The sequence below is a fragment of the Kitasatospora sp. MY 5-36 genome, from assembly GCF_001182915.1.
Lineage (GTDB): Bacteria > Actinomycetota > Actinomycetes > Streptomycetales > Streptomycetaceae > Kitasatospora.
In genome coordinates, this window is the sequence record NZ_LFVW01000110.1 from 1 (window position 1) to 24,722 (window position 24,722).

The following is a 24,722-nucleotide window of genomic DNA, read 5'->3' on the forward strand; positions in this document are numbered from 1 at the left end:
GGCGTCGTCGCCCTCGGCGGGCGGGGCGCCGCGGCCGCCGCCGCCCGCTACCGCGCCGAGCTGCTGCGGCAGCCGGCCGTCGAGCAGCCGGCCGTAGCGCAGCCAGCTGTAGAGCAGCCCGCCCTCCCCCACCCCGCTCCCACCGCGTAAGGAACCCCAAGTGGCCAGTGTCCGTGGATACTTCCACCCCAAGACGGCGACCGGCGACTCGTCGCTGATCCCCCCGCCGCCGTGGCGCTACTCCGGCGACCTGCTCACCGTCGAGTACCGCACCGACCCGGCCCGGGTGCGCGAACTGCTGCCCGAGCCGCTGGAACTCGCCGACGAGGACCCGGGCGCCGTCGCGCTGATCTGGGCCGACTGGCAGTCCTGCTCCGACTCCGGACGGGAGCTGCTCGACCCGGTGCGCGCCCAGTACAAGGAGGCGTTCGCCGTCGTCCGCTGCGCGTACCGGGGCCGGACGTACAGCCGCTGCGCGCACATCTGGGTCGACAAGGACTTCGCGATCGCCCGGGGGCTGCACCAGGGCTACCCGAAGAAGCTCGGCTCCATCCACCAGACCCGGCCGCACCCGTACGGGCCCGCCCCGCGGATCGAGGCCGGCGCCCGGTTCGGCGCGACCCTCGCCGCCGCGGACCGGCGCCTGGCCCAGGCCGTCGTCACGCTGCGCGAGCCGTCGGAGAGCAACGGCTTCGTCAACGGCCACCCGATGCTCCACCACCGCTGGCTGCCCTCCATCGAGAAGGGCAAGGGCCTCGCCCTGGACGAGCTGGTCGAGTCCGGTGCCGCCTCCTTCGAGGCCGGACAGCCCTGGGTGGGCGACGCCGAACTGGAGCTGTTCGAGGCGCCCACCGAGGAACTGGCCCGGCTGGAGGTCCGCGAGCCGATCGCCGCCTACTACCGGCAGGTCGGCGTGGTGTGGGACGGCGGCCGGCTGCTGGAGTCCGGCACCTCCGGTGCCGAGTGACCCCGCCGCCGCACCGCCCACGAGGATCCCGGAGACACGAGGAAGCGCAGGACATGAGCGAACACACCACCACCGTCGCCGGGGTCGCCGTCGACACCCGGCACTGGATCGGCGGCGAACGCGTCGCCTCCGCCGGCACCTTCACCGACGTCTCGCCCGTCGACGGCGCCGTCCTCGGCGAGATCGCCCGGGGCACCGCGACGGAGGCCGCCGCCGCGGTCGCCGCCGCCAAGGCCGCCTTCCCCGCCTGGGCGGCCACCCCGCGCGAGGAGCGGGCCCGCCTCCTGCACGCCGTCGCCGACGGCGTGGAGCGCCGGCTGGAGGAGCTGGCCGTCGTGGAGACGGCCGACAACGGCGCCCTGCTGCGCTCGCACCGCCGCGGCGTCATGCCCCGGGTCGCGCACAACTTCCGCTTCTTCGCCGACTGGCTGCTGCGGCTCGGCCACGAGGACTTCGACACCCGCGGCCACACCAACCACGTCAGCTGGGACCCGGCCGGCCCCTGCGTGCTGATCACCCCGTGGAACGCCCCGCTGATGCTGGCCACCTGGAAGGTCGCCCCGGCCCTGGCGGCCGGGAACACGGTCGTCCTCAAGCCCGCCGAGTGGTCGCCGCTGACGGCCTCGCTGCTCGCCGCGATCACCGCCGAGGCGGGGCTGCCGGCCGGCGTGCTCAACGTGGTGCAGGGGTACGGCTCCGAGATCGGCGACGCCCTCACCTCGCACCCGGACGTGCGCCGGATCAGCTTCACCGGGTCCGTGCCGACCGCCCGGCGGATCGCCGCGTCGGCCGCCGCCAACCTCACCCCGCTCAGCCTCGAACTGGGCGGCAAGTCCCCGCTGCTGGTCTTCGCCGACGCCGACCTGGACCTCGCCGTCGACCTCGCGGTGGAGCAGTACGACAACGCCGGCCAGGTCTGCCTGGCCGCCACCCGCCTCCTCGTCGAGGAGACGGTCGCCGAGGAGTTCACCCGGCGCTTCGTCGAGCGGGCCGCACGCCTCGTGCAGGGCGACCCGCGGGACGAGGCGACCGACATCGGCCCCACCGTCCACCCCCGCCAGCTGGAGAAGATCGACGGCTTCGTCCGGCGGGCCGTCGCGGCCGGCGCCCGCACCGTGATCGGCGGTCATCCCCGGGACGGCCGGTACTACGCGCCGACCCTGCTCACCGACGTCGCCCAGGACGCGGAGATCGTCCAGGAGGAGGTCTTCGGCCCCGTCCTGACCCTCCAGACCTTCGGCACCGAGGAGGAGGCCGTCCGGCTGGCCAACGACACCCGCTTCGGCCTGGCGGCCACCGTGGCCACCGGCGACCCGGAGCGCGCCCGCCGCGTCACCGCGCGGCTGGTGGCGGGCACCGTCTGGGTCAACTGCTTCTTCGTCCGGGACCTCCAGGCCCCGTTCGGCGGCTCCCGCCACTCGGGCGTCGGCCGCGAGGGCGGCACCTGGAGCTTCGACTTCTACTGCGACGTCAAGAACACCGTCACCTCGCCGAAGGGGTGGACCAGCCATGGGTGAGATCGTCGGGGCCGGCCTGCTGGCCCACGTGCCCACCATCGTGCTGCCCGAGGAGACCAGGCGCCGGTTGAACGACGGCCGGGAGATCACCCTCGTCACCGGCCTGCGGCAGCTGCGCGAGGAGGTCTTCGAGCGCGCGGACTACGACACCGTCGTCGTCCTGGACTCCCACTGGGCGACCACCGTCGAGTTCGTGGTCACCGCCCAGCAGCGCCGGGCCGGGCTGTTCACCTCCGAGGAGCTGCCGCGCGGCATGTGCCGGATGCCGTACGACTTCCCCGGGGACCCCGAACTCGCCCACGCCATCGCCTCGTTCGCCGACCGGCACGGCACCTGGATCACCCCGGTCGACGACGCGTACCTGCCGATCTACTACGCCACCGTCAACCTGTGGAAGTTCCTCGGCGAGGGCCTGCCGGACAAGCGCTGGGTGACCATCGGCGTCTGCCAGACCGGCGACGCCGAGGACCACCTGCGGCTGGGCCGCGCCCTGGCCGACGGCATCGCCGCCACCCCGGGGCGGCGGGTGCTGCTGATCGCCTCCGGGGCCCTGTCCCACACCTTCTGGCCGCTGCGCGAGCTGCGCGACCACGAGTCCGGCGACCCGGCGCACATCTTCACCCCCGAGGCCCGGGCGGCCGACCGGGAGCGGATCGCCTGGTTCAAGGAGGGCCGCCACGACCGGGTCCTCGACACCATGGACGAGTTCCGGCGCCACCGGCCCGAGGCCGGGTTCTCCCACTACCTGATGATGGCCGGCGCCCTCGGCGAGCGGGCCTGCACCGCGACGGCGCGCCAGTACGGGGAGTACGAGAACGCGATCGGCACCGGCCAGGCCCACCTCTGGTTCGACCGCCCGCAGGGCGGCTGGACTGGCACCGGCCCGTCCGCCGCCTCGGCCGGCCCGCGCAACCCCCACAGCCTCCGCTAGAAAGGCCCCGCCATGCCCGAGTACCGCCGCATCCTGCTCGACGGCGCCGCCGTCCAGACCGTGTGCGAGGGCGACGACCTGGTGGCCGGCGACGGCCGGCGCGTCGCGGCCGAGGACGCCCACCACCTGCCGCCCGTCGTCCCCTCCAAGGTGATCGCCGTCCACCTCAACCACCGCAGCCGGGTGGAGGAGTTCCGGATCGGCCTGCCCGACAGCCCCACCTACTTCCACAAGCCGACCTCGGCGCTCAACTCCCACCGGGGCGCGGTCGTCCGCCCCGAGGGCTGCAAGTGGCTCAACTACGAGGGCGAGGTCGCCATCGTGATCGGCCGCACCGCGCGCAACGTCTCCCCGGCCGAGGCGGGGGAGTACATCGCCGGGTACACGGTGGCCAACGACTACGGCCTGCACGACTTCCGGGACACCGACGCCGGCTCCATGCTCCGGGTCAAGGGCTCCGACACCCTGTGCCCGCTCGGCCCCGGGCTGGTCACCGACTGGGACTTCCACGGCAAGCGGCTGCGGACCTACGTCAACGGCGAGGTCGTCCAGGACGGCTCCACCGACGAGATGACCTGGGACATGCACTACCTCGTCGCCGACATCGCCCGCACCATCACCCTGTACCCCGGCGACGTGCTGCTGTCCGGCACCCCGGCCAACTCCCGGCCGGTGGCGCCCGGGGACCTCGTCGAGGTGGAGGTGGAGGGCCTCGGCCGGCTCGCCAACCGCATCGTCGCCGGGCCGACCCCGGTGCGCACCGACGTGGGGGCGCAGCCCACCGAGTCGGAGGAGGTGCTGTCCACCGCCCTGGGCGGGGACTGGGAGTTCCGCGGCATCCGGCCGCCGAAGCGCTGACCGGTGCGCGCCGGTAGGGTCGATCACATGACCGATCCCGTCAAGCCCACCACCGTCGAGCGCGGCCCCCGCAAGCGCGTGACGAACTACGGGACGGGACGGACGGCCCTGCTGGACGCCGCCGTGCGCGTGGTGGCCCGGGGCGGCCTGCGCAAGCTCACCTACCGGGCCGTCGCCCAGGAGGCCGGTGTCACCCACGGGCTCGTCGTGCACTACTTCGGTACGCGGGACGCGCTGATCGAGGAGGCGCTGACCCACGCCATCCGCTCCTCGCTGAGCGTCAGCGCGCTCGGCGTCGGCACCGGCCCCGCGGCCGACTTCGCCACCGGTCTCGTGGAGATGGTCGAGTCCGGTCCCGAGGTGCAGGCCTTCCAGTACGAGCTGCTGCTGGAGGCCCGCCGCCGGCCGGAGCTGCTGCCGCACCTGCGCGGCCTCTACGAGGAGTACTTCGAGGCCAGCCGGAGCGAGTTGGGCCGGATCCTGCCCGGCCCGGTGAGCCGCGGCATGTCCCGGCTGGTCTTCGCCGCGCTGGAGGGCCTGGTGCTGCACCAGCTGGTCTTCGGTGAGCGGGAGGCCACCGAGGAGGCGCTGGCGGAGCTCAGGGGCCTGCTGGCCGGGCTGGCCGAGGAGCCCGACGGGCGCTGACGCCGCGTCGCCCCACCCCCTTTTTTCCTGCTTCCCGACCCCTTGTCAAACGCATGGCGCCGCCCCACGATGAGGCAACTCGTTTGACCTGAAACGACCTTCTCCGGACCTTCCCCCACTTCGACCTGGCAGGTGATCCGTGTGGACAGTCGGACGACGTCCTCCGAACGGACCGAGCGGGACGCCCCCACCGCGGCCACGCTCAAACCCAACGCCCTGGGTGTCCTGGGCATCCTCTTCTTCGTCCTCTCCGGCCAGGCCCCGCTGACGGGCATCGCCGGCGCCGCCCCGATCTCGGTCGCCCTCGGCAACGGCTCCGGCACCCCCGCGGCCTACGTGGTGGCCGGGGCGGTGATCCTGCTCTTCTCCGTCGGGTTCATCGCCATGGGCCGGCACGTCGTGGACGCCGGAGCCTTCTACACGTACATCGGCACCGGCCTCGGCCGGGCCGCCGGCGCGGGCAGCGCGAGCGTCGCCCTGTTCGCCTACTGCGTCATCCAGGCGGCGATGTACGGCCTGTACGGCTCGATCGTCAGCGGGCTGGTCTCCGACCACACCCCGCTCCACCTCCCGTGGTGGGTCTACACCCTGGTCACCATGGCCGTGGTGCAGGCCCTCGGCGCCCTGGGCATCGAGATGGGCGCCCGGGTGCTGGCCGCGTTCGTCCTCGCCGAGTTCAGCATCCTGCTGGTCTTCGGCGTGGTCACCCTGGTCAAGGGCGGCGGGCCGGAAGGGCTCGGGGTGGCCGAGAGCTTCTCCCCGTCGGCCGCCCTCCAGGGCGCGCCGGGCGTCGCCGTGATGTTCGCCCTGGCCTCGATGTTCGGCTTCGAGGCCACCGCCATCTACGGCGAGGAGGCGAAGGAGCCCAAGAAGACCGTACCGAGGGCGACCTACCTCTCGGTGACCGTGGTCACCGTCTTCTTCGCCCTCACCTCGTGGATGCTGATCTCCGCGTACGGCGCCGCCAAGGCCCCCGCGGCGGCCGCCAAGGCGGTGGCCGCCGGGGACTCCGCCGGGTTCGTCTTCGCCCCCGTGGCCGACCTGTTCGGCGGCTGGATCGGCGGCGTCCTGCCGGTCCTGCTCGCCACCTCGCTGTTCGCCGGCGTCCTGACCTTCCACAACTCCGCCAGCCGATACCTGTTCTGCCTCGGCCGGGACCGGCAGCTGCCCGCACCGCTGTGCCGGCTGAACAGGCGGCACGCCCCGGCGGTCGCGGGCCGGGTGCAGACCGCCATCGCCGTCCTCCTGGTCGTGCCCTTCGCGCTGGCCGGCAAGGACCCGGTGCTCACCCTCTTCTCCTGGTTCAGCGGACTCGCCGTCCTGGCGATGATGCTGCTCTACCTGCTCACCTCGGTGTCCGTCGTGGTGTACTTCCGCCGCCGACGGGTCGACACCAGGCTGTGGAACACCGTGATCGCCCCCGTGCTGGGCGCGCTCGGCATCGCCGGTGCCATCTGGCTCATCCTGGCCAACTTCACCACCCTGATCGGGGGCGAGGCGGGCACCGCGCTGTGGCTCGTCCTGTCCGTGCCGGTCGTCATGGCGCTCGGCGTGGCCAACCAGCGCATCCGGCGCCGACGCACCGGCTGACGCGCCCCCCGGTCGACGCATTGCCCGGTCGATGCTCTCCCCGGCTGATGCTCTCCCCGGCTGGCGCTTTGCCCGGCTGACGCTTTCCCCGGCGCGCGCCCGCAGGCAGGGCGCGCGCCACCCACCCCGCACCCACGTGCTCCGGAGGACCCGATGACCCTCGCCACCCACGACGACTGGCTGCGCCGGGCCGAGGCGCTGGAACCGGCCGTCACGCACCTGATCGACGGCGCCGACGAACCCGGCGACGGCGCGTTCCCCGTGGTGTCGCCCCGCGACGGCCGGGTGCTGGCCGAGGCCGCCGACGCCGGCCCGGCCGAGGTCGACGCGGCCGTCGCCGCCGCCCGCCGCGCCTTCGACCACGGCCCCTGGCCGCGGCTCTCCCCGGCCGACCGCGGACGGATCCTGCTGCGGTTCGCCGACCTCCTGGAGGAGCGGCGGACCGAACTGGCGCTCACCATCAGCCTGGAGATGGGCAAACCGGTCACCGACGCCCACGACATCGAACTGCGGGCCGTCATCACCACCTTCCGCTGGTACGGCGGGCTCGCCGACAAGCTCACCGACGAGTCCCCGCACACCGCGCCCGACGCCCTCGCCCTCGTCACCCGGGAGCCCGCCGGGGTCGTCGGCGCGGTCGTCCCGTGGAACTTCCCGCTCACCCTGGCCGGCTGGAAGATCGCCCCGGCCCTGGCCGCCGGCTGCACGGTCGTCCTCAAGCCCTCGGAGCACTCCCCGCTGTCCGCCCTGCTGCTCGGACGGATCGGCCTCGCGGCCGGGCTGCCGCCGGGCGTGCTCAACGTCGTGGCCGGCGACGGACCGGTGGCCGGCCGCGCCCTCGGCCTCCACCCCGACGTGGACGTCCTCGCCTTCACCGGCTCCACCGCCGTCGGCCGCCACTTCCTGCGCTACTCCGCCGACTCCAACCTCAAGCGGGTCTGGCTGGAGCTGGGCGGCAAGTCGCCCAACATCCTCCTGCCCGACGCCCCCGACCTGGAGCGGGCCGCGGCCACCGCCGCCTGGGGCATCTTCTTCAACCAGGGCGAGATGTGCACCGCGCCCTCCCGGCTGCTGGTCCACCGCTCCGTCGCCGAGCAGGTCACCGAGGCCGTCGTGGCGCGCGCCCGCGCCCTGCGGGTGGGCGACCCCCTCGACCCGGCCACCGAGATGGGCGCCCTGGTCGGCGAGCACCACCTCGACCGGGTGCTCGGCCACGTCCGCACCGCCCTCGACGACGGCGCCCGCCTGCGCGCGGGCGGCGGGCGCACCCTGACCGGCACCGGCGGCTCCTACCTCGAACCGACCGTCTTCGACCGGGTCGCCCCCGACAGCAGGCTGGCCCGCGAGGAGGTCTTCGGCCCGGTGCTCTCCGTCCTCGCCTTCGACGACCTCGACGAGGCCGTCGCCCTCGCCAACGCCACCGAGTACGGCCTCGCGGCCGGCCTGTGGACCTCCGACCTGTCCACCGCCCACCGGGTCTCCCGCGCCCTCAGGGCCGGTACGGTCTGGGTCAACTGCTACGAGGAGGGCGACCTCACCGTGCCCTTCGGCGGCATGAAGCAGTCCGGCAACGGACGCGACAAGTCCGCCCACGCGCTGGAGAAGTACACCGAACTCAAGACCACCTGGATCCAGTTGTGACCCGTCGCCCGCCCACGGCCCGCCGCCCGCTGATCGCGGTCCCCGCCCGCTTCGCCGCCACCACCTCCGCGCTGCGGTACGCCGCGGAGGTCAACGCCCGCGCGCTGGTCGAGGCCGTCTGGCGGGCCGGCGGCGAGCCCGCCACCCTGCACCCGCACGCGCCCGGCGGCGCCGCCGACCCCGAGGAGGTCGCCGCCCGGCTCTCCCGCTTCGACGCGCTGCTGCTCCCCGGCGGCGGCGACCTGGCACCCCACCGCTACGGCGCGCCCGACGCCCACGAGGCCGTCTACGACGTGGACGAGGAGCAGGACGCGTTCGACCTGGAACTCGCCCGGCGGGCCCTCGCGAGCGGACTGCCGCTGCTGGCCGTCTGCCGCGGACTCCAGGTGGTCAACACGGTGCTGGGCGGCACCCTGCACCAGGACATGGGCGGCCCCGGACGGGACCACCGCCACCTGCGGCACCCCGTCCCGCTCGCGCCCGGCTCCGCGCTGGCCCGGATCACCGGCGCCGGGGAGGTCCGGGTGTCCTGCTACCACCACCAGCGCGTGGACCGCCTCGGGGAGGGCCTGGCCGTCACCGCCCGGGCCGCCGACGGGACCGTCGAGGCCGTCGAACTCCCCGACTACGAGGGCTGGTTCGCCGCCGTGCAGTGGCACCCCGAGGACACCGCCCACGAGGACCCGGCCCAGCAGCGCCTCTTCGACGCCCTGGTGCGGGCCGCCGACTGAGTCCTACCGGCGGGCGCGCCGGCCGCTGCGGCGCGGGGCGGGCTCCTCGCCGTTCAGCAGCGCGCGGCGCCGCTCCTCGCCCGACTCCTCGACCTGGAGCACCACGCGCCGCAGCCCGTCGGCGAGGCCGACGCACTCCGCGTCGCTCAGCCGGCCGGTGACGAAGGACTCCTCCTCGTTGAACGCGGGGAACACCTCGCGCATGAACTCCTCGCCCTCCTCGGTGAGCGCGAGCAGCACCAGCCGTCCGTCGGTGGGGTGGTCGGTGCGCCGCAGCAGCCCGCGCGACTCCAGCGTGCGGGACACCCCGGTCAGCGTCCCCTTGGAGATCCCCGCCTCCTCGGCGACGTGCCGGGTCTCGGACTCGCCCCAGACCCACACCACCCACAGCACCACGAAGGCGGTCCAGGTCAGGTCCGAGCCGCGCAGCACGGAGTTCTCCAGGTGCTGCCGGACGGCGGAGGCGGCCCGGTAGATGTTGGCCACCGCGGCCATCCGCTCCCGGCGGATCGGAATGCCGCCGAGCTTCGCCTGGACGAGCCGCTCCGCCTCGTTGATGGACCGCTGGCTGGGCACCGGTGCTCCCTCGTCTCGCCGTCACCGCTTCGGACATGGCCTGCGCCGCCGGCACGGAGGTTTGGGCCCGTACCAGTGACTCAGGCATCTTAGATGGCCGGATCCGCCCACCCGCGGCGCGACCGCCCGGGCGGGGCGGCGGGGCGGGGGTCAGGCGCGAGCGGCGGGGGCGGAGGCGTGGGCGAGGTCGTCCACGAGGGTGGGGGAGGGCTGGGGGATCTCGCCGTGGTCCTCGTCGTCGGTGGCGACGGGCAGCTGGTGGACGACGGCGGCCACGCGCGGTGGCAGGCGCAGGGTCAGGCCGTCGTGGCAGGCGGCGAGGGTGTCGGCCCACACGGCGGGGGGGAGCGGCCGGCCGGGCCAGGGCGCGGGCGGCGCGGCCGGGTTACGGGCTTCGGCGGCGAGCTGGTCGGCCTGGTTGCGCCAGTAGTCGGCGTCGCGGAACTCGCCGCGGGCGGCGTGCAGGAAGGAGAGGCAGCTGGCGGCGGTCGTGCTGCCGCCGCCGGCGGCGAACTGCAGCCAGAACTGGCAGCCGTCGTCGTGTCCGGCGAGGTGGAGCAGTGCGGCCAGGACGAGCGCGCCGCCGGGGTGGATGCGGCGCCGGTTGTTGGTGAGGGCCTCCAGGGAGTCGGCGGCCTCGGGCTGGGCGATGATCAGGGTCGCGGCGAGGTCGAGTTCGTGGCGGGCCTGGAGGTGCTCGGCGCCCAGGGGGGCGCGGGCGCGGACGAGTCGGCGCAGGTCGGGACCGGACACGCCGTCGGGCAGCTCGACCGGTCCGTCGGGTCCGTCGCCGTTCCCGTCGTACCGGTTCCGGGGGGTGGCTGCCCGGCGGTCGTGTCCCCGTGTCACTGCATGTCCCCCATGGTGGTGTCGGTGCCGAGGAGGCGGCGGAGCTTGGCCAGGCCGTGGCTGGTGGTGGTGCGGGCGTTGGTCTCGGTGATGCCGAGGTAGGTGGCGATCGTCGGGTAGTCGATGTCCAGCATGTAGCGGAGCACGATCATGTCGTACTGGCGCTCCGGCAGCCGCAGGATCGCCTTGTAGAGCTCCTCGTAGTCGTTGTCGAGGTTCTCCAGGCTGACGCGGGCCAGGGCTTGGGCGCCTCGGATGGCGACGATCCAGTCCGGGACGACCGCGCTGGGCGGGGCCTGGCCGGCGCTCATCTCCCGGTCGGCGATGCACCGCTTGGCGATCATCCAGGCGTGGGCCTCGATGTCGGGCTGGCTCAGCGCGCCGAGCCAGTCCTGCCCCAGTTCCCGGCGGGTGCTGCGGACCGCCTGGTCGACGAGTTCCTGGTCGTGCAACCGGGCCCAGGCGACTCCGCGCCAGGTCTCTTCGCGGCTGTCGCAGAAAGCCTGGTAGGACAGCCGATGAGTGGGGCGCACGGCTGCCCACTCGTCGTCGCTGGTCAAATGATCCTCCTCGTCGCCCGTGCGGACGACGTTCGGCCGACCCGGGGGTCGGGAACGGTGGAGTCAGGTGGAGAACGGCCGTCCTCCGTACGGACATCCAATCGTCCTGAAAAGCCTGATGTGAAGGGGATCCCAAAAAGGTTTGTATGAACTGGCATGTGATGACTTGTCAGATGGTGATCAGTCACATGCGATCAGATATCGTCACGTTGAGCTGAACGATGGCCCGCGCAAGGGTTCGCCACGCTGCGCCACGGGTTGTGGCGCGCCGGCCTGCGGGCACGACATGACGCCGACGCAGGGGGACAACGCACCATGGCAGCAGAGCAGCACGACGACATCGCCACTCCGCCGGGCGCCGAGGTCAACCTCGCCATCCACCGCCCGCACTCGGCGCGGATCTACGACTACTTCCTCGACGGCACGACCAACTTCCCCGCCGACCGGGAGGCCGCCGGGCACGCCCTCGCGGTCTTCCCCCAGGCCCGGTCGGCGGCCCGCGCCAACCGGACGTTCATGCACCGCGCCACCCGCGCGCTCGCCCGCGGCGGCGTGACCCAGTTCCTCGACATCGGCACCGGCATCCCGACCTCGCCCAACCTCCACGAGATCGCCCAGGGCATCGAACCGCGGGCCAGGATCGTCTACGCGGACAACGACCCCATCGTCCTCACCCACGCCCAGGCGCTCCTGCGCAGCAGCCCCGAAGGGCGGACCGCCTACGTCCAGGCCGACGTCCGGGACCCCGACGCCCTCCTGGACGCGGTCAGCGCGACCGGCGTCCTCGACTTCACCCGGCCGATCGCCCTGAGCCTCGTCGCCCTGCTCCACTTCGTCCCCGAGGGCGCCCACGAGATCGCCGAAACGCTCGGGAACGCGCTGCCGACCCGCGGTTCCGCCCTGGTGATCAGCCACTTCACCCCCGACTACGCCCCCCAGGACGCGGCCCGCATCGAGCAGGTCTACCGCGACAACGGCAACCCGGTCCGCGCCCGGGCCGCCGACGAGTTCGCCCGGTTCTTCACCGGCTGGGACATCCTCGCCCCCGGCATCACCTCCACCCCCCGCTGGCGCCCCGAACCGGACGCCCCGCACGTCAGTGACGCCGAGGCGTCCTGCCTCGCCGCCGTGGCCATCCGCCCCTGACCGGCCCCCGGCACCAGTCTGGCAGTCCGCCGCCCGCGATGTGAAAGCCCGTCACGACGAATCGACCCCGCTCGCCGCGCGACCGCCCGTCGGGGAGGAGCGGTACGGCGGCGGCCCGGCCGCCGCCGTACCGCTCCGGTGTCCCTACGTCCCCGGGGCGACCGGGCTGATGGTGTCGCCGATGTCGCCCAGGAGGAGGGTCGCCCGGTCCTCCGGGTCCACCGAGTAGAACCTCTCGTCGAGGACGCCCGACAGGTGGCCGACGTGGAGCGTCAACGAGACCTCCCGCCGCTCCGCGTACCGGGCCAGCGCGAGCGCCCCCTCGGCGGTCGCGTGGCAGGTGAAGACGTCGACGGCGGCGCCCGGCCGGGCCGTCAGGTGCATCACCGCCATGAGGGTCACTCCGCTGGCCACGACGCCGTCGACGACCACCAGCCGGTCGCTCCGGGCGGGAAGCCGGTGGTCGACGCCGACGAGCAGGCCGCCGGCCGCGGGCATGCGCTTGGCCTGCGGCGTCCAGCCCTGGTGGCGGGGCAGCACGCCGAGCAGTTCGGCCAGGATCCGCCCCTCGCGTTCCGGTGCGACGACGACCGCCCCCGGCACGGACGCGGCGTCCGCCACCCGGACGGGCAGCATGCCGTAGATGTCGAGCAGGGCGCGGAGGTAGCGGCGGCGGTGCGCCGCCTGCTGCTCGGGAAGGTTGGCGACCGCCGTCACCACCGCCATCCGCTCGACCACGCCGGGGTGCTGGTCGGAGGCGACCCGTACGCTGTCCGGCAGTTCGCCCGGGGCGTGCAGGGACTCCAGCACCTGGGGGTCGAACCGCAGCAGGTGGGTGAAGCGGGTGCCGTGGTTCCGCTCGTACGTCTCCACCGTGCGCCGGGCGTCGGGGAGGAGAGCGTCTCTTCGCACGGTACGGGGCACTGGTGACCGGCCTCCTCGGATCGGCTTCCGCTAGTGGTTGTCGAGGCTCGGGACGAACGCGACCGGGAGCGAGTCGAACCCCCAGAGGAGGTTCGAGCGCAGGCGACGGACCGGCCCGGTGACCTCCACCGTCCGGACCCGCCGGGTGAGTTCCTGGAACAGCACGGTCAGTTCGAGCCTGGCGAGCGCCGCGCCGATGCAGTAGTGGTTGCCCACGATGAAACCCAGGTGGCGGTTGGGGGAGCGCTCGATGTCGAAGCGCTCCGGGTCGGCGAAGACCTCCTCGTCGCGGTTGGCCGACGGCAGCCAGGCCACGACGTGGTCGCCGGCGCGGACGGGCCGCCCGCCGAGTTCCACGTCCTCCCTGGCCGTGCGGAGGGAGTGCATGACCGGGGACGTGTAGCGGATGATCTCCTGGATCGCCGAGGGCATCAGGCCGGGGTCCGCCCGGAGCATCCGCCACTGCTCCGGGTCGCGGGCGAGGGCCAGCAGCCCGCCCACGGTGGCGTGCCGGGTCGTCTCGTTCCCGCCGGATATCAGGGCGTCGCAGTTGTAGAAGACCTCCTGTTCGGTCAGCGGCACCCCGTCGATCTCGCCGCACACCAGGGCGCTCAGGAGGTCGTCCCGCGGTTGCTTCCTCCGCTCCTCGGCCAGCTCCTGGAAGTAGCAGAGGATCTCGGTGTGGGCCTGGACCTTCCTGGCCTCCTCCGCCGCGTCGAGCGCGGTGGAGCTCCAGGCGAAGCGGGTCCGGTCGACCATGAACTCCCAGTCGGCCTCCGGGACCCCCATCAGGTCGCAGATGACCGAGACCGGCAGCGTCTGTGCGACCCGGGTGAACTCGCAGCCGCCCTCGGCCACCGCCTCCTCGATGGCGCGCGCGGCCGTCCGCCGCATGGTGGCTTCGAGCCGGTCGACCGTCCTGGGCGTGAACGCCGAGCTGACGACCTTGCGGATCCTGTCGTGCCGGGGAGGGTCGGTGACGTTGAGCATCCGGCCCGCCGCCGCGGCCAGCACCCGCGGGTCGGAGCCCAGCCGCATGCCGTTCTCGGAGCTGAACACCCGGGGGTCCGTCAGCACGTCCGTGCACAGGCGGTGCGTCATGACCGCCCAGAAGAACTCGCCGTTGGCCCGCTCGTTCCGGTACACCGGCTGCTCGGCGCGCAGCCGCGCCCACACCGGCTCCGGATCCGAGGTCTGGTAGAGCAGCGGATCCGACAGGTCGATGGTCATCCATGGCTCCGGATGTCGGTGAAGGTGGAAGTGGAAGTGGAGGTGGAGGTGGGGTGTGAACGGTCGGCCGGAGCGCGGTCAGAGCAGGGCGTCCGACACGGCCGCGGCGAGCCCCTCGATGGTCGGGGACTCGAACAGCACGCGGACCGGAAGGCTGACGTTCAGCCGCGCACGGATCCGGGTGATCAGGCCGGCGGCGAGCAGGGAGTGGCCGCCGAGCTGGAAGAAGTCGGCGTCCACGCTGATGTCGCGCCGGTCGAGGAGCTCCTCCCAGATGGCCGCCAGCGCGGCCTCGACCGGCGTGCGCGGAGCGGTGTACGCGGCGCCGGCGTCGGCGGAGCCGGTGTCCGCGGGGGAGGTGAGGGCGGCGCGGTCGATCTTCCCGTGCGGTGTCAGGGGCAGTTCCGCGAGGAAGCGGACGCCGGGGGGAACCATGTACCACGGCAGTCTCCGGCGGAGGAAGCCGATCAACTCCCGCTCCGTCAGGGCCATGTGAGCGTTCACGACCGCGTGAAGGCGCAGGGCCGGGTTGTCCGGGTCGCTGTCGTCCAGCACCACGGCGCACGCCCGGACGGCGGGGTGTTCGCCGGCCACCGCCTCGATCTCGCCCGGCTCGACCCGGTAGCCGCGGATCTTCACCTGGTGGTCCCGGCGGCCGACGAACTCGATGCAGCCGTCGGCGTCCGACCGTGCCAGGTCCCCGGTGCGGTAGAGGCGGCCTCCCGGCGCTCCGGGGAACGGGTTCGCCACGAAGCGCTCCGCGGTCAGGGCCGGCGCGTCGAGGTAGCCGATGGCCAGGCCCGCGCCGCCCAGGTACAGCTCGCCCACCGTGCCCGCCGGGACGGGGGCCAGGGACTCGTCGAGGATGTGGCACCGCACGTTCGCGACCGGGTGGCCGATGGGGACGGAGGAGAAGCGGTCCGGGCTCCAGTCGGCCCCCGGTTCGAAGACGGTCGAGGTGATGGTCGCCTCGGTCGGGCCGTAGACGTTGCACCAGCGGATCCGCTCGCCGACCCGTTCCCGCCAGGTCAGCAGGGCCTGGCGCGACGCCTGCTCGCCCGCCACGACCAGCAGACGGAGCGACGACTCCTCGGCCAGCCGGACCAGGCAGTCCTCCTCGCGCACCCAGCCGTGCCAGAAGGCGGTGGGGACACTGAGGAAGGTGGTCCCGGTGTCGATCACCTGCCGGGTGAGGGCGCGGTACGTCTGCCGGAGCGGGTCGCCGTCGAGGACCAGGGCGGCGCCGTGCAGGAGCGGCGGGAAGATCTCCTCGGCGGCGGCGTCGAAGCCGAGGGGCCGGCACTGCAGGACCCGGTCGCCCGGCCCGAACCGGAAGTGACGGTTCACCGCGGAGCTGTGGTTCGCGAGCGAGCGGTGACCGACCAGGACGCCTTTGGGCCTGCCGGTGGAGCCGGAACTGTAGATGACGTAGGCGGGGTCCGCTCCGCAGTCGGCTGAAGTGGAGCCGGCCGGTGGTTCGGTGGGCAGCGTGTCGAGGTGGGTCCGGACGTCGTCGAGGTCGACGATCCCGCCCCGGTAGTCGGCGAAGAGCGGGGTGAGGCCCTTCCGCGTCAGCAGGGTGGTGGCGCCGCTGTGCTCCAGGACGTACCGCAACCGTTCGACGGGGTAGTCGGGGTCGAGCGGGACGTAGGCGGCGCCGGCCCGGAGGACGCCGAACAGCGCGCTGATCAGGTGCGGCCCCCGCTCCACGCAGATCCCGACGCGGTCCCCCGCGCCGGTCCCGCGGGCGAGCAGGAACCGGGCGAGCTGGTGGGACCTGTCGAGGAGCCGGCGGTAGGAGATCCGCCGGCCCTGCCAGAGCAGGGCCGGCGCCTCCGGTGTGCGCGCCACCTGTTCGGCGAACAGCCGGTGGAGGCGCGCCCCGGCGTCGGCCCGGGTCCCGGCGTCGGCCCGTGCTCCGGCGTCGGCCCGTGCTCCGTCGAGGTCGTGCGGGGAACCGCTCACGGCGCTACGGCCGTTCCGTTGCTGCCCGGACGATGTCGATCATCAGCCGGGTGTCCAGGAGCGCCTCGTGCGCGTTGGTGAGGGGCTGTGCTCCCGGCGCGCCGACGCACTCGTGGAAGTGCGCGAGCTGGGCCTTGAACGCCTCCTCGTAGGACCCCGTGACGGTCTCCTCCACGGCGGCCCCCCTGCCGGCGCCCGGCCCTGCCGGTGCCTCGTCACGCCAGATCCGTACGGTCGACGGCGCGTTGGGCAGGAAGGGGTTGGAGATGTCCAGCATCACCGTGCGGTGCTCGCCCCAGACGGTGAGGCTCTCCTCGAACCGGCGGACCGAGGTGGACGAGCCCTGGAAGACGCACTGGAACCCGTCGGAGTACAGGAGCGAGGCGGTGAGCGTCGTGCCGTCCGGCGAGCAGTGCGCCTTGATGGAGGCCGGCGGCGCGGGGAAGGCGGCCCGGTAGACGTTCACGTCGTGGCTCCACACCCCGAACATGTCCATGTACGCTTCCAGCGCTTCGGGCGAGGCGGCGCCGAACTCCCGGGCGACCCGGCCGCGCCGCTCGTCCGGCCCCGCCGCCCCGTCGGGTTCGCCGGAGCGGGTGATCCGGGACAGCTCGGGGATGATCCAGTTCCCGTACTCGGGGCCCACCACGATGTGGATCCTCGCCATGACGGGCCGGGTGATCCGCGCGATCTCCTCCAGGCCCCGCCGGACGCCGCTGTCGTACCGCTTCATGTAGCCCACCATGACCTTGGAGCCGGTGCGGTCGGCGGCGGCGATCACCTCCTCGGTCTCCGCGACCGTGTGGCCGAGGGGCTTCTCGGTGAACACGTGCTTGCCGTGCTCCAGGGCGGTGAGCACCGGTTCCCGGTGGTCGGTGGTGAGGACGAGGACCGCGTCCAGTTCGGGTGTCTTCGCCAGCATGTCCTCGACGGCCGCGTAGGCGTTCGGGACGTGGAAGCGCTCGGCCACCGACCGGGCCAGGTCGTAGGACCGGTCGCAGAGCGCCACGATGTCGAAGCGGTCGCGCAGCGCCGCCAGATACGGGAGGTGCACCAGCTGCGCGATCATCCCGCAGCCCACGACCCCCACACGGACACGTACCATATCGGCCTCCTCAGAAACGGGCTGGTCCTGGTGCCGGCGGCTGTCGTCGGAGCACGTGCCCCAGGACGTCGACGACCCCCTCCAGGTCGGCCGCCGGCGAGACGTACCAGGCCGCGTCCCGTACGTGCCGGGGCACGGCGGGGTCCGCCACGAACGCGCACCTGACGCCCGGCACCCCGGGGACCCAGTCGGCGGGCGAGTTCCCGACGAGGAGGGTGCTCCTCGGGTCGCGCGCGGCCAGTCCGGCCAGGGCCACGCGCTTTCCGGACTCCGTGCGCGGATAGGGGTGGATCCCGGCGTACGAGCCGCCCGGACCGAGCTCGACGGAGACGGCGACGCGGCTCCCGGCGCTCCAGCCGGTCAGCCGGTGCCGTACGTCGTGGATGAAGTCCGGGGGCCCGAAGACGCTGGCCGACGCCAGGCGGTTCGCCCCGAAGGCCCAGGTGCGGCCGGTCGGCGGCCGGCCCCCGAACTCGGGGGCCACCGCGTCGCCGACCCGGGTCAGTCCGTGGGCGGCGGCCGCCTCCGCCACCTCGGCGCGCAGGCTCCGCAGCGCCGGGAACGGGGTGGTGACGCGCACGGTCCCGTCGACCGCGACCACGTTGCCGTTCTCGGCGATCACCGGGAACCCGGGTGCCGCGCCCAGGCCGATCCGGGTGCCGAACTCCCGCAGTTGCCGGAGCGGCGAGTCCGAGCAGAGGCCCACGGCGACGCCCGCGGAGGTCAGGTGCCGCACCAGTCGCCGGAAGCGCTGCAGGGCGAGGGCGTCCGGAGGGCCGCTGGGGACCGAGGGCACCAGGGTGCCGTTGACGTCGAGGAGCACCACGGCGAAGGGCTCGTGGCCGGGCCCGGTCACCGGGCGGCCGATCCGGCCGGCACGTCCGTGCCCCGCTCCTCGACCTCCGCGATCAGTTCGGACCAACTCTCCATCCCCGTCTGGAGTTTGCGCAGGACGGACCGGACCGGCTCGCCCGGCTCCGCCATCCCCAGTGACAACAGCGGCCGGCGCGCGTCGGGTCGCAGGTCGGCCACCCGGAGGGTGCGCCGCAGCAGGTGGTCGACGCGGGCGACGAAGCGCGCGTTGGCCTCCAGCATGAGGACGGCGAACTCCCGGTCGGCCCCGGCGGGGCTGCCGAGCCGGGCCGAGGTCCGGACGAAGGGGAGCCAGTACGGTGTGCGGCCCCACGTTCCGTCCGGCAGCCGGACGACGAGCCCCGAGAGGCCGAGCAGGAAGTTCCTCGGGTCGAGCAGTTCCAGGGCGGGCCCGTCCGGCCCGGCGGCAGCGGTCCGGTAGTGGAGCACGGGGTCGACGGCGGCGCCCAGGATGGGGGAATGTGCCGAACCGCCCAGCCGGATACCGGGGATGACGTGCCGGACCCGCCGTCCCGCGTCCTGGAACAGGCGGATGACGGCGGCGACGGTCCCGCCGGTGGCGATGTCGTCCTCGATGAGGGTGTAGCCCCGCCCGGCCGGGTCCGGTGGCAGCGAGGCGATCTGGTCGCGGATGGGGGCGGCGCCGGGCCGCGGCACCAGCCCGACCTGCCGACGGCCGCCGAGCAGGAAGCCCCGGGACACCCGCAGCGGCCGGACCGCCCGGTCGAGGAGCGGATCGAGGCTCACCGGCGGCCCGCCGGTGACCCGGCGGCGGACCGCCAGTTCGAGCCGGTGCGCGTCGACCAGGTGGAACCGGAGGCCGCCCGGCCGTGGCACTACCGTGCGCAGCGCGTCCCTCAGGTCCCGCTGGAAGGCGCGGTAGGCCTCCGCGACGGCGGGAGCCGAGCCGCCCGGCGACACGGTGCCGCACCCGGCCGGTGCGCGGCCCAGGGTCCGTACGCAGTAGGAGGTGTCGTCGCGCATGACGATGGTGAACGCGCCCGTGGCGGGGGCCTCGATGCGGGTCGTGACCTCGGAGCCCGGGGCGGGGCGTACGAGGTGGTGGTCGGGGTGCACGAGGTGGTGGCCGGGGACGGCGCGGATCACCGCGGGCTCCGCTCGCGGCCCAGGACGTACCTGCCGCGGGCGACCTCCCGTTCCCCGTCGAGCACCACCTCCAGCGGCATGGGGTGGCAGTGGAACAGGGCCAGCCCCGCGTGCAGGCCGTAGGCGCCGACGTTCGGCACCGTCAGCAGGTCTCCGACGGCCACGTCCGGAAGGCGCGCGTCCCTGGTCCAGACGTCCAGCGGGTGGCAGAGCGGGCCGGCGACGATGGTCCCGTCGGGGACGGCGGACGCGTGGGGATCGTCACCGTACTGGAAGCGCGGCTCGATCCGGTCCTCCTTGCGGAGCCCCGACATCCCGCCCAGGTGGTTGACGCCGGTGTCCAGGACGACGACGCGCCGCCCCTGCGAGCGCTTGACGTCCAGCACCCTGGTCAGCAGCCGGCCGCAGCCCGCCGTCAGGTAGCGGCCCGACTCGAAGACGACCCGCCGCTCCCCGTCCGGCCAGCCGGGGAGCCCCTCCTCGAGCAGGGCGTCGAGCCGGCTCCTGAGCGCGTCGAACCGCGGCAGTTCGCCGGGGACGGCGTACGGTGCGCCGAAGCCTCCGCCGAGGTCGATCACGGGGAGCCGGCGGTCGAGCGCCGTCTCGATCCGCCGCACGACGTCGAGCCCGTAGCGGAACACCGCGAGCAGCGCGTCCACCCGGGTCAGGTTGCTGCCCATGTAGAGGTGCAGGCCGGCCAGTTCCGCGTGCTCCCGGTCCGCGAAGAGCTCGGGCCGCTCCAGCACCCAGGCCAGGTCGGCGCCGAACTGGGAGGGGCCGCCGGTCATCGCGAGACCGGCCCCGGCCGGGGGGACGGGCGGGTTGACCCGCAGCAGCGCGCGCACCCGCGTGCCTGCGGCGCGGCCCAGCCGGTCGAGCTGGTCCAGGGCGTGCGGGGAGTCGACGGAGAACTGCCGGACGCCCGCCGCGAGGGCCCCGGCCACGTCCTCGTCGCGTTTGCCGGGGCCGGTGTAGAGCGCCTCGTCGGCCGGGAAGCCGGCCTGGAGGGCGGCGCGCAGTTCGCCGGGCGAGCTGACCTCGGCGTGGCAGCCGAGCGCCGCCAGCCGGCCGAGGACGGCGGGGTGCGGGTTGGCCTTGAGGGAGTAGAGCAGGGTGGCCGGGCCGGGCAGTGAGCCCACCAGGCGGCGGTGGGCGTCGCTGACGGCGGCCAGGTCGTAGAGGTAGGCCGGTGTCTCCCACCGGGTTTCCGGTAACGCCGTTCTCGTCGTCGTTTCCCCGACCTCGACGTCCATAGAACCGAGGGCTCCTCATGAGTCGTGCGGGCGCACCTTCTGACGGGCTTCAGGAGACCCCGCCGGGCCGGGGAGGACAAGGCCCCCTGGAGCCCGGTGGCTGCTTTCGGTCATGTCATGCCACTTCCGGATGACGGGGTTCCGGTTTCCCCGGCCGGTCGGCGGACGCCGGGAGACGGCTGGTCAGGCGCCGGTCCGGCGGGTCGGCGGATCCGTCCCCCGGGGCGCCGCGCCGTGCGCGGGTGGGCTCAACTCAGGTTGGCTCATTACGAGTTGGGGTGATGGTGGTCCGTTGCTGTCCGTTGGGCGCGCCTCTAGAGTCTCGGCATCGGCCGTGGTCTGACGACGTTCGATACCCGCAGATTCTCGGTCACGCGAAACACGCCACCAGCGGCGGCTCACGGGACAGATCGGGGTACGCACATGCAGGAGCACATCGAGCAGGTCGGTACCAAACTCGTCTACTCCGACGACCGCGTCAGGGTGTGGGTCCTGGAGCTGGACCCGGGGGAGGAGACGATCATCCACCAGCAACCCTGCGACTACGTCTACGTCGCCACCGAGAGCGGCCGGGCGGAGACCGTGCACAAGGACGGCACCGGCTACGTCGGGGAGGACAAGCTCGGCGACGCCGTCTACCACGAGGCCGGACAGCCGCACCTGCTGCGGAACATCGGGGACGGCCACTACTCGAACATCATCGTCGAGCTGCTGGCCACCACCAGGTGAGGCTGCCCCATGTCGGCTGTCGCGGCGTACGAGGCGCTCGTCGAGGCGGGTGTGGAGATCGTCTACGCGGTGCCCGACTCGCTCCTGGCACCGCTGTGCCGGGAGGCGTCGGCACGGCGTGAGATCCGGTACGTACAGGTCAACGACGAGGCCACGGCGGTCGGCCTGGCGGCCGGCGCCCGACTGGCCGGCGCCCGTTCGCTGGTCGTGATGGGGAACTCGGGGCTGCGCCGGGCCTGTGAGACCCTGGCCCGCCTGACCATGAGCCACCGGCTGCACACCGCGCTGCTGATGTCCCGGCGCGGGGCCTTCGGCGAACCGAACTGGTGGGGAATTCCGCACGAGGAGACGATGCACCGGCACACGGCGATGCTCTCCCTGGTGACCGCGGACGTCCATTCCTGCGCGGAGTTGGCGGAAAGCCTCCGCAAGGCCTACGCCACGCTCGACACCGGGCAGCGGAGCGTGGCACTCGTGGCGAACGCCGGAATGACGGCGGAACTGAGGGGTGCGCCATAGAAACCGCCGAATTCCTCGAAGCCCTGTACGCCAGGCTCCCCGCGGACTCGGTGTCGGTCGCGCCGCTCGGTCGGACGAGTGAGGTGATGTACGCGCTCCGTCCCGCCGACACCCTCTTCACCGACACCATGGGCGACGTCACCGCGATCTCCCTGGGAATGGCCATGGCGGCGGCCCCGCTGTCCGTGGTCGGCATCGACACCGACGGCGGTTTCCTGATGAACCTGTCCGTACTCACCGCACTGGGCGACCAGTTGCCGAGGCTCGGCAACTACACACTGGCCGTCATCGACAACCACCTGTACGAGTCCGGCGGCGGGCTGCCCAGTCGTGGGACGGCCCTGGACTGGAGCGCGCTCTTCGGCGCCGTCGGACTGAAGTCGGTCCTCGTCGAAGCGCCGCACCAGCTGCCGGAGGTGCTGCCGCTGTCCGGCACGGTGCTGATCGCCTCCGTGCACAACCCGGCACCCGCACCGGACGCGCTGAAGACGGTCGACGGCGTCGAGTCCTCGTACCAGGTGGAGCGGGTGCTGGCCGAACGCACCGGGCGAACGCCGAGGCGGCCCGCGCTCAAACCGTGACCCTACCCGTGGAGTTGGTGGATCATCCGGTGAAGTACCTCCTGCACAGCGACGACGCGGCCTGCTACGGCCTGGACCCCGCCGGCTCCCCGACCAGGGTCCTCGTCTGCTCGACCGCGGCCTCGCGCACCCTCCTCACCGACCCGGCCGTCTCGGGCCACCGGTACCGTTCGCTGCTCGGCACCGCGGTGTCGACCGCGCTCGACCTGGTGGCGGAGGCCGATCCGGCGGTGGCCGGAGCCCTGGCGACCGAGGCGACGACGGTCGTCACCATCCTGCGCGGGGGCCTCAGTTTCGGCGTCGACAGCGCGCTGTCGCACCGCTTCGGCTACCCCGAGGCGGTGAGCTTCGTCGGCACCGACCGGGGAGCCGCCCACCCCCTCGACATCTCGTACGAGCGCTGGGAGTTCACCGGGCGGCAGCTGCTGGTGCTCGGGGACATCATCGGCACCGGGGCGACGGTGGAGAAGGTGCTCCGGGCCGCCCGGCAGGCGGCGCACGGCCGCGGCGCGGAGATCGCCGGCTACCTGGTGCTGACCGTCGGATCCCGGCAGGGTGTGCGGCGCCTGCGGGACTACTTCGCCGAACTGGCCCACCGGGGCGAGCGGTTCAGCGCCGTCATCGTGGCCCTGGAGGCACTGTTCGAGCTGCCCGACCGCACCCGGCTCGGGCAGGCCTTCCCCCAACTGCCCTTCGACTTCCTGCGGTCCCCCCGCTGGTCGACCCCGGACTTCGAACTGCACCGGCTGGGCCACCGGGACAGCCTCTTCGAGAAGTGCGCCGTCTACGACGGCGGCGTGCGCGCCTTCACGCCCGGCGAGCACCGGCGGTTCCGGGCGGACTGGTGGACGGAGGTGCGACGGCGGGGGAGCGACGCCGGACTCTCGCTGGCCGACCTGGGCCGGAGCACCGCCGGACTCGACCGGTACGCCCGCCCCCTGGACGACTGGCTGGAGGGGATCGGCTGGGCGGCGCCGGAGAACGTCCGGCACCTCGGCGTCGACCACGCCGAACTCCACGCGCTGGGACGCCGGGCCCACGAGTACGCGGAGACGGCCTCCCTCGACGCCTACGCCGACGCGCGCCTGGCACCCGGGGAGCCGCCGCGCTGAGCACCGCCGACGGTCTTCAACCTCCCACCCCACCAGAAGACTTCGCCGGAGCCCCGGCGAGGCCGGCGGCGGAGTCCGCCGGACGGACCGAGAACGGAGACCACATGACGATCGCCGAGTGGCTACGGGACAACGTCACCACGGACAAGCGGGCCCTGGACTGGTACACCGAACCCGAGTGCGAGCCCCGCATCGTCCGCGCGTACCGGGAGCTGCTGAGCGGCTACGAGACCGACACCTCCAAGATCCTCAAGACGACCGTCCTGGTCGAGGGCGACCACCAGGGCGTCGTCCGGGTGCACGACATCAACTACTACTCGATCTGCGCCCACCACTTCCTGCCCTTCTACGGCAAGGTCGACATCACCTACGTCCCCGGGAACCGGATCCTGGGGCTCGGCAAGTTCCCGCGCCTGGTCCAGGCCTTCAGCAAGCGGTTCCAGATCCAGGAGCACCTGGTGAAGGACATCGCCGAGGAGATCATGGCCTCCGGCGGGGCCCGCGCCGTCCGCGTGGAGTCGAGCGGCCGGCACATGTGCATGTGCAGCCGCGGCCCGTCCGACCAGACCGTCATCACCGACACGACCTACGTGACCGGTGACGTCGAACTGCTGACGGCCTACGGCCCGCAGCACTGACGCGTCGTGTGATGGGAGGGTGCCGACTCCTCCTCCCCTCTCATCACACGACCGGCCGGTGCCGGCCCGCCCGTCAGCCCGTCCACTTCCCTGGAGAGCGAACCATGCGCAAGAACGGTGTCGCGCGCCGCGAGAGCACCGGGTCACCGTGGCCGGCCGTCGTGACCACCTGGCTCTCCGGGGTCTTCGCCGCCTTCGGGCTGGGCGCGCTCTCCCCGCTCGGGTCCGAGATCCGAGGGGACCTGCACCTCTCCCTCGGCCAGTTCGCCTGGGCGACCTCCAGCATCACCGCGGTGAGCGCCGTCCTCGGCGTCCCCGCCGGGTGGTGGATCAGCCGGCTCGACGCCCGGAAGGCGCTGGCCGGCGGGCTCGTCCTCACCACCCTGTCCGTGGCGGCGACGGCCTTCGCGGGCAGCTGGTCGCCGCTGCTGGCGGCGCGCACCGCGCAGGGCTTCGGCTACCTCCTGGTCTTCGTCGGCGGGCCGATCATGCTGACCCGGCTGGCCGAGGGGCGGGCGCAGGCCACGGCCCTGGCGCTGTGGGGCACCTGCGTCCCCACCGGACTCGCCCTGGCCACCGCCCTGGGGGGAGCGGTCAGCGGCGCGATCGGCTGGCGCGGCTGGATGGGCGCGACCGCGCTCCTCCCGCTCGTGCTGGCGGTCGCGGTCGGCGCCA

Annotated in this window: 25 protein-coding genes; 15 read left to right on the forward strand and 10 right to left on the reverse strand. The window is 73.4% G+C overall.

Annotated elements, in window-relative coordinates; all coding sequences use genetic code 11:
- Positions 1-160: 160 nt before the first annotated feature.
- The 8 genes from AE652_RS09150 to AE652_RS09185 all read left to right on the forward strand — a co-directional run bounded on the left by AE652_RS09150 (position 161) and on the right by AE652_RS09185 (position 8,880).
- On the forward strand, positions 161-967 hold the full coding sequence (locus AE652_RS09150) for an acetoacetate decarboxylase family protein (RefSeq protein ID WP_049650716.1): 807 nt from the start codon (positions 161-163) through the stop codon (positions 965-967).
- A gap of 53 nt (positions 968-1,020) precedes the next feature.
- Positions 1,021-2,484, forward strand: coding sequence for an aldehyde dehydrogenase (locus AE652_RS09155; protein ID WP_049650717.1), 1,464 nt, complete (start codon positions 1,021-1,023; stop codon positions 2,482-2,484).
- The gene (locus AE652_RS09160) at positions 2,477-3,415 is read left to right on the forward strand and encodes a 3,4-dihydroxyphenylacetate 2,3-dioxygenase (RefSeq protein WP_049650718.1); all 939 of its coding nucleotides are present in this window, start codon (positions 2,477-2,479) and stop codon (positions 3,413-3,415) included. Before AE652_RS09155 ends, AE652_RS09160 begins: the two co-directional genes overlap by 8 nt.
- 12 nt (positions 3,416-3,427) lie before the next feature.
- On the forward strand, positions 3,428-4,273 hold the full coding sequence (locus AE652_RS09165; RefSeq protein ID WP_049650719.1) for a fumarylacetoacetate hydrolase family protein: 846 nt from the start codon (positions 3,428-3,430) through the stop codon (positions 4,271-4,273).
- A gap of 27 nt (positions 4,274-4,300) precedes the next feature.
- Positions 4,301-4,918 carry a TetR/AcrR family transcriptional regulator gene (locus AE652_RS09170; protein ID WP_049650720.1) on the forward strand — a complete coding sequence of 206 codons (618 nt, stop codon included), beginning with the start codon at positions 4,301-4,303 and terminating at the stop codon, positions 4,916-4,918.
- 141 nt (positions 4,919-5,059) lie between these two features.
- Positions 5,060-6,508: an APC family permease gene (locus tag AE652_RS09175; RefSeq protein ID WP_049650721.1), complete on the forward strand. Its 1,449-nt coding sequence runs from the start codon at positions 5,060-5,062 to the stop codon at positions 6,506-6,508.
- 153 nt (positions 6,509-6,661) lie between these two features.
- Positions 6,662-8,149, forward strand: coding sequence for an aldehyde dehydrogenase (locus tag AE652_RS09180; protein WP_049650722.1), 1,488 nt, complete (start codon positions 6,662-6,664; stop codon positions 8,147-8,149).
- Positions 8,146-8,880 (forward strand): gamma-glutamyl-gamma-aminobutyrate hydrolase family protein, encoded by a 735-nt coding sequence (locus AE652_RS09185; RefSeq protein WP_049650723.1) that lies wholly within the window; start codon positions 8,146-8,148, stop codon positions 8,878-8,880. Before AE652_RS09180 ends, AE652_RS09185 begins: the two co-directional genes overlap by 4 nt.
- 3 nt (positions 8,881-8,883) lie before the next feature.
- Here AE652_RS09185 and AE652_RS09190 read toward each other — a convergent pair whose 3' ends face one another.
- The 3 genes from AE652_RS09190 to AE652_RS09200 all read right to left on the reverse strand — a co-directional run bounded on the left by AE652_RS09190 (position 8,884) and on the right by AE652_RS09200 (position 10,865).
- Positions 8,884-9,456 carry a MarR family winged helix-turn-helix transcriptional regulator gene (locus AE652_RS09190; RefSeq protein ID WP_049650724.1) on the reverse strand — a complete coding sequence of 191 codons (573 nt, stop codon included), beginning with the start codon at positions 9,454-9,456 and terminating at the stop codon, positions 8,884-8,886.
- Between the two features lie 150 nt (positions 9,457-9,606).
- Positions 9,607-10,209, reverse strand: a complete 603-nt coding sequence (locus AE652_RS09195) for a hypothetical protein (RefSeq protein ID WP_234348309.1) — start codon at positions 10,207-10,209, stop codon at positions 9,607-9,609.
- Positions 10,210-10,301: 92 nt separating this feature from the next.
- Positions 10,302-10,865 (reverse strand): RNA polymerase sigma factor, encoded by a 564-nt coding sequence (locus AE652_RS09200; RefSeq protein WP_147409059.1) that lies wholly within the window; start codon positions 10,863-10,865, stop codon positions 10,302-10,304.
- A 315-nt stretch (positions 10,866-11,180) separates the two neighbouring features.
- Here AE652_RS09200 and AE652_RS09205 point away from each other — a divergent pair, with 315 nt between their 5' ends.
- Positions 11,181-12,011 (forward strand): SAM-dependent methyltransferase, encoded by an 831-nt coding sequence (locus tag AE652_RS09205; protein ID WP_049650726.1) that lies wholly within the window; start codon positions 11,181-11,183, stop codon positions 12,009-12,011.
- Between the two features lie 144 nt (positions 12,012-12,155).
- Here AE652_RS09205 and AE652_RS09210 read toward each other — a convergent pair whose 3' ends face one another.
- From AE652_RS09210 to AE652_RS09240, 7 genes are all read right to left on the reverse strand, one after another.
- A complete protein-coding gene (locus AE652_RS09210; RefSeq protein ID WP_159028398.1) occupies positions 12,156-12,935 on the reverse strand; it encodes a hypothetical protein in 780 nt (259 codons plus the stop codon).
- A 30-nt stretch (positions 12,936-12,965) separates the two neighbouring features.
- The gene (locus AE652_RS09215) at positions 12,966-14,165 is read right to left on the reverse strand and encodes a cytochrome P450 (protein WP_049650728.1); all 1,200 of its coding nucleotides are present in this window, start codon (positions 14,163-14,165) and stop codon (positions 12,966-12,968) included.
- A gap of 78 nt (positions 14,166-14,243) precedes the next feature.
- Positions 14,244-16,130: an amino acid adenylation domain-containing protein gene (locus tag AE652_RS09220; RefSeq protein WP_199823064.1), complete on the reverse strand. Its 1,887-nt coding sequence runs from the start codon at positions 16,128-16,130 to the stop codon at positions 14,244-14,246.
- A 4-nt stretch (positions 16,131-16,134) separates the two neighbouring features.
- Positions 16,135-17,235: a Gfo/Idh/MocA family protein gene (locus AE652_RS09225; protein WP_082345530.1), complete on the reverse strand. Its 1,101-nt coding sequence runs from the start codon at positions 17,233-17,235 to the stop codon at positions 16,135-16,137.
- A 10-nt stretch (positions 17,236-17,245) separates the two neighbouring features.
- Positions 17,246-18,091 carry a hypothetical protein gene (locus AE652_RS44925; protein ID WP_049650730.1) on the reverse strand — a complete coding sequence of 282 codons (846 nt, stop codon included), beginning with the start codon at positions 18,089-18,091 and terminating at the stop codon, positions 17,246-17,248.
- Positions 18,088-19,215, reverse strand: coding sequence for a hypothetical protein (locus AE652_RS09235; RefSeq protein ID WP_049650731.1), 1,128 nt, complete (start codon positions 19,213-19,215; stop codon positions 18,088-18,090). The genes AE652_RS44925 and AE652_RS09235 overlap by 4 nt, the downstream gene beginning before the upstream one ends.
- The gene (locus AE652_RS09240) at positions 19,212-20,468 is read right to left on the reverse strand and encodes a hypothetical protein (protein WP_049650732.1); all 1,257 of its coding nucleotides are present in this window, start codon (positions 20,466-20,468) and stop codon (positions 19,212-19,214) included. Before AE652_RS09240 ends, AE652_RS09235 begins: the two co-directional genes overlap by 4 nt.
- Positions 20,469-20,891: 423 nt before the next feature.
- Between AE652_RS09240 and AE652_RS09245 the strand changes: the two genes are divergently transcribed.
- The 6 genes from AE652_RS09245 to AE652_RS09270 form a co-directional block, all read left to right on the forward strand.
- On the forward strand, positions 20,892-21,197 hold the full coding sequence (locus AE652_RS09245) for a hypothetical protein (RefSeq protein WP_199823065.1): 306 nt from the start codon (positions 20,892-20,894) through the stop codon (positions 21,195-21,197).
- Between the two features lie 9 nt (positions 21,198-21,206).
- Entirely contained in the window at positions 21,207-21,716 is a 510-nt protein-coding gene (locus AE652_RS09250) for a thiamine pyrophosphate-binding protein (protein WP_049650733.1), read from the forward strand.
- 86 nt (positions 21,717-21,802) lie between these two features.
- The gene (locus AE652_RS09255) at positions 21,803-22,297 is read left to right on the forward strand and encodes a thiamine pyrophosphate-dependent enzyme (protein ID WP_199823066.1); all 495 of its coding nucleotides are present in this window, start codon (positions 21,803-21,805) and stop codon (positions 22,295-22,297) included.
- 29 nt (positions 22,298-22,326) lie between these two features.
- Positions 22,327-23,409: a phosphoribosyltransferase gene (locus tag AE652_RS09260; RefSeq protein WP_049650734.1), complete on the forward strand. Its 1,083-nt coding sequence runs from the start codon at positions 22,327-22,329 to the stop codon at positions 23,407-23,409.
- A 104-nt stretch (positions 23,410-23,513) separates the two neighbouring features.
- Positions 23,514-24,047, forward strand: a complete 534-nt coding sequence (gene folE, locus AE652_RS09265; RefSeq protein ID WP_049650735.1) for a GTP cyclohydrolase I — start codon at positions 23,514-23,516, stop codon at positions 24,045-24,047.
- Between the two features lie 104 nt (positions 24,048-24,151).
- The coding region (locus AE652_RS09270) for an MFS transporter (protein ID WP_049650736.1) at positions 24,152-24,722 on the forward strand (571 nt) is incomplete at its 3' end.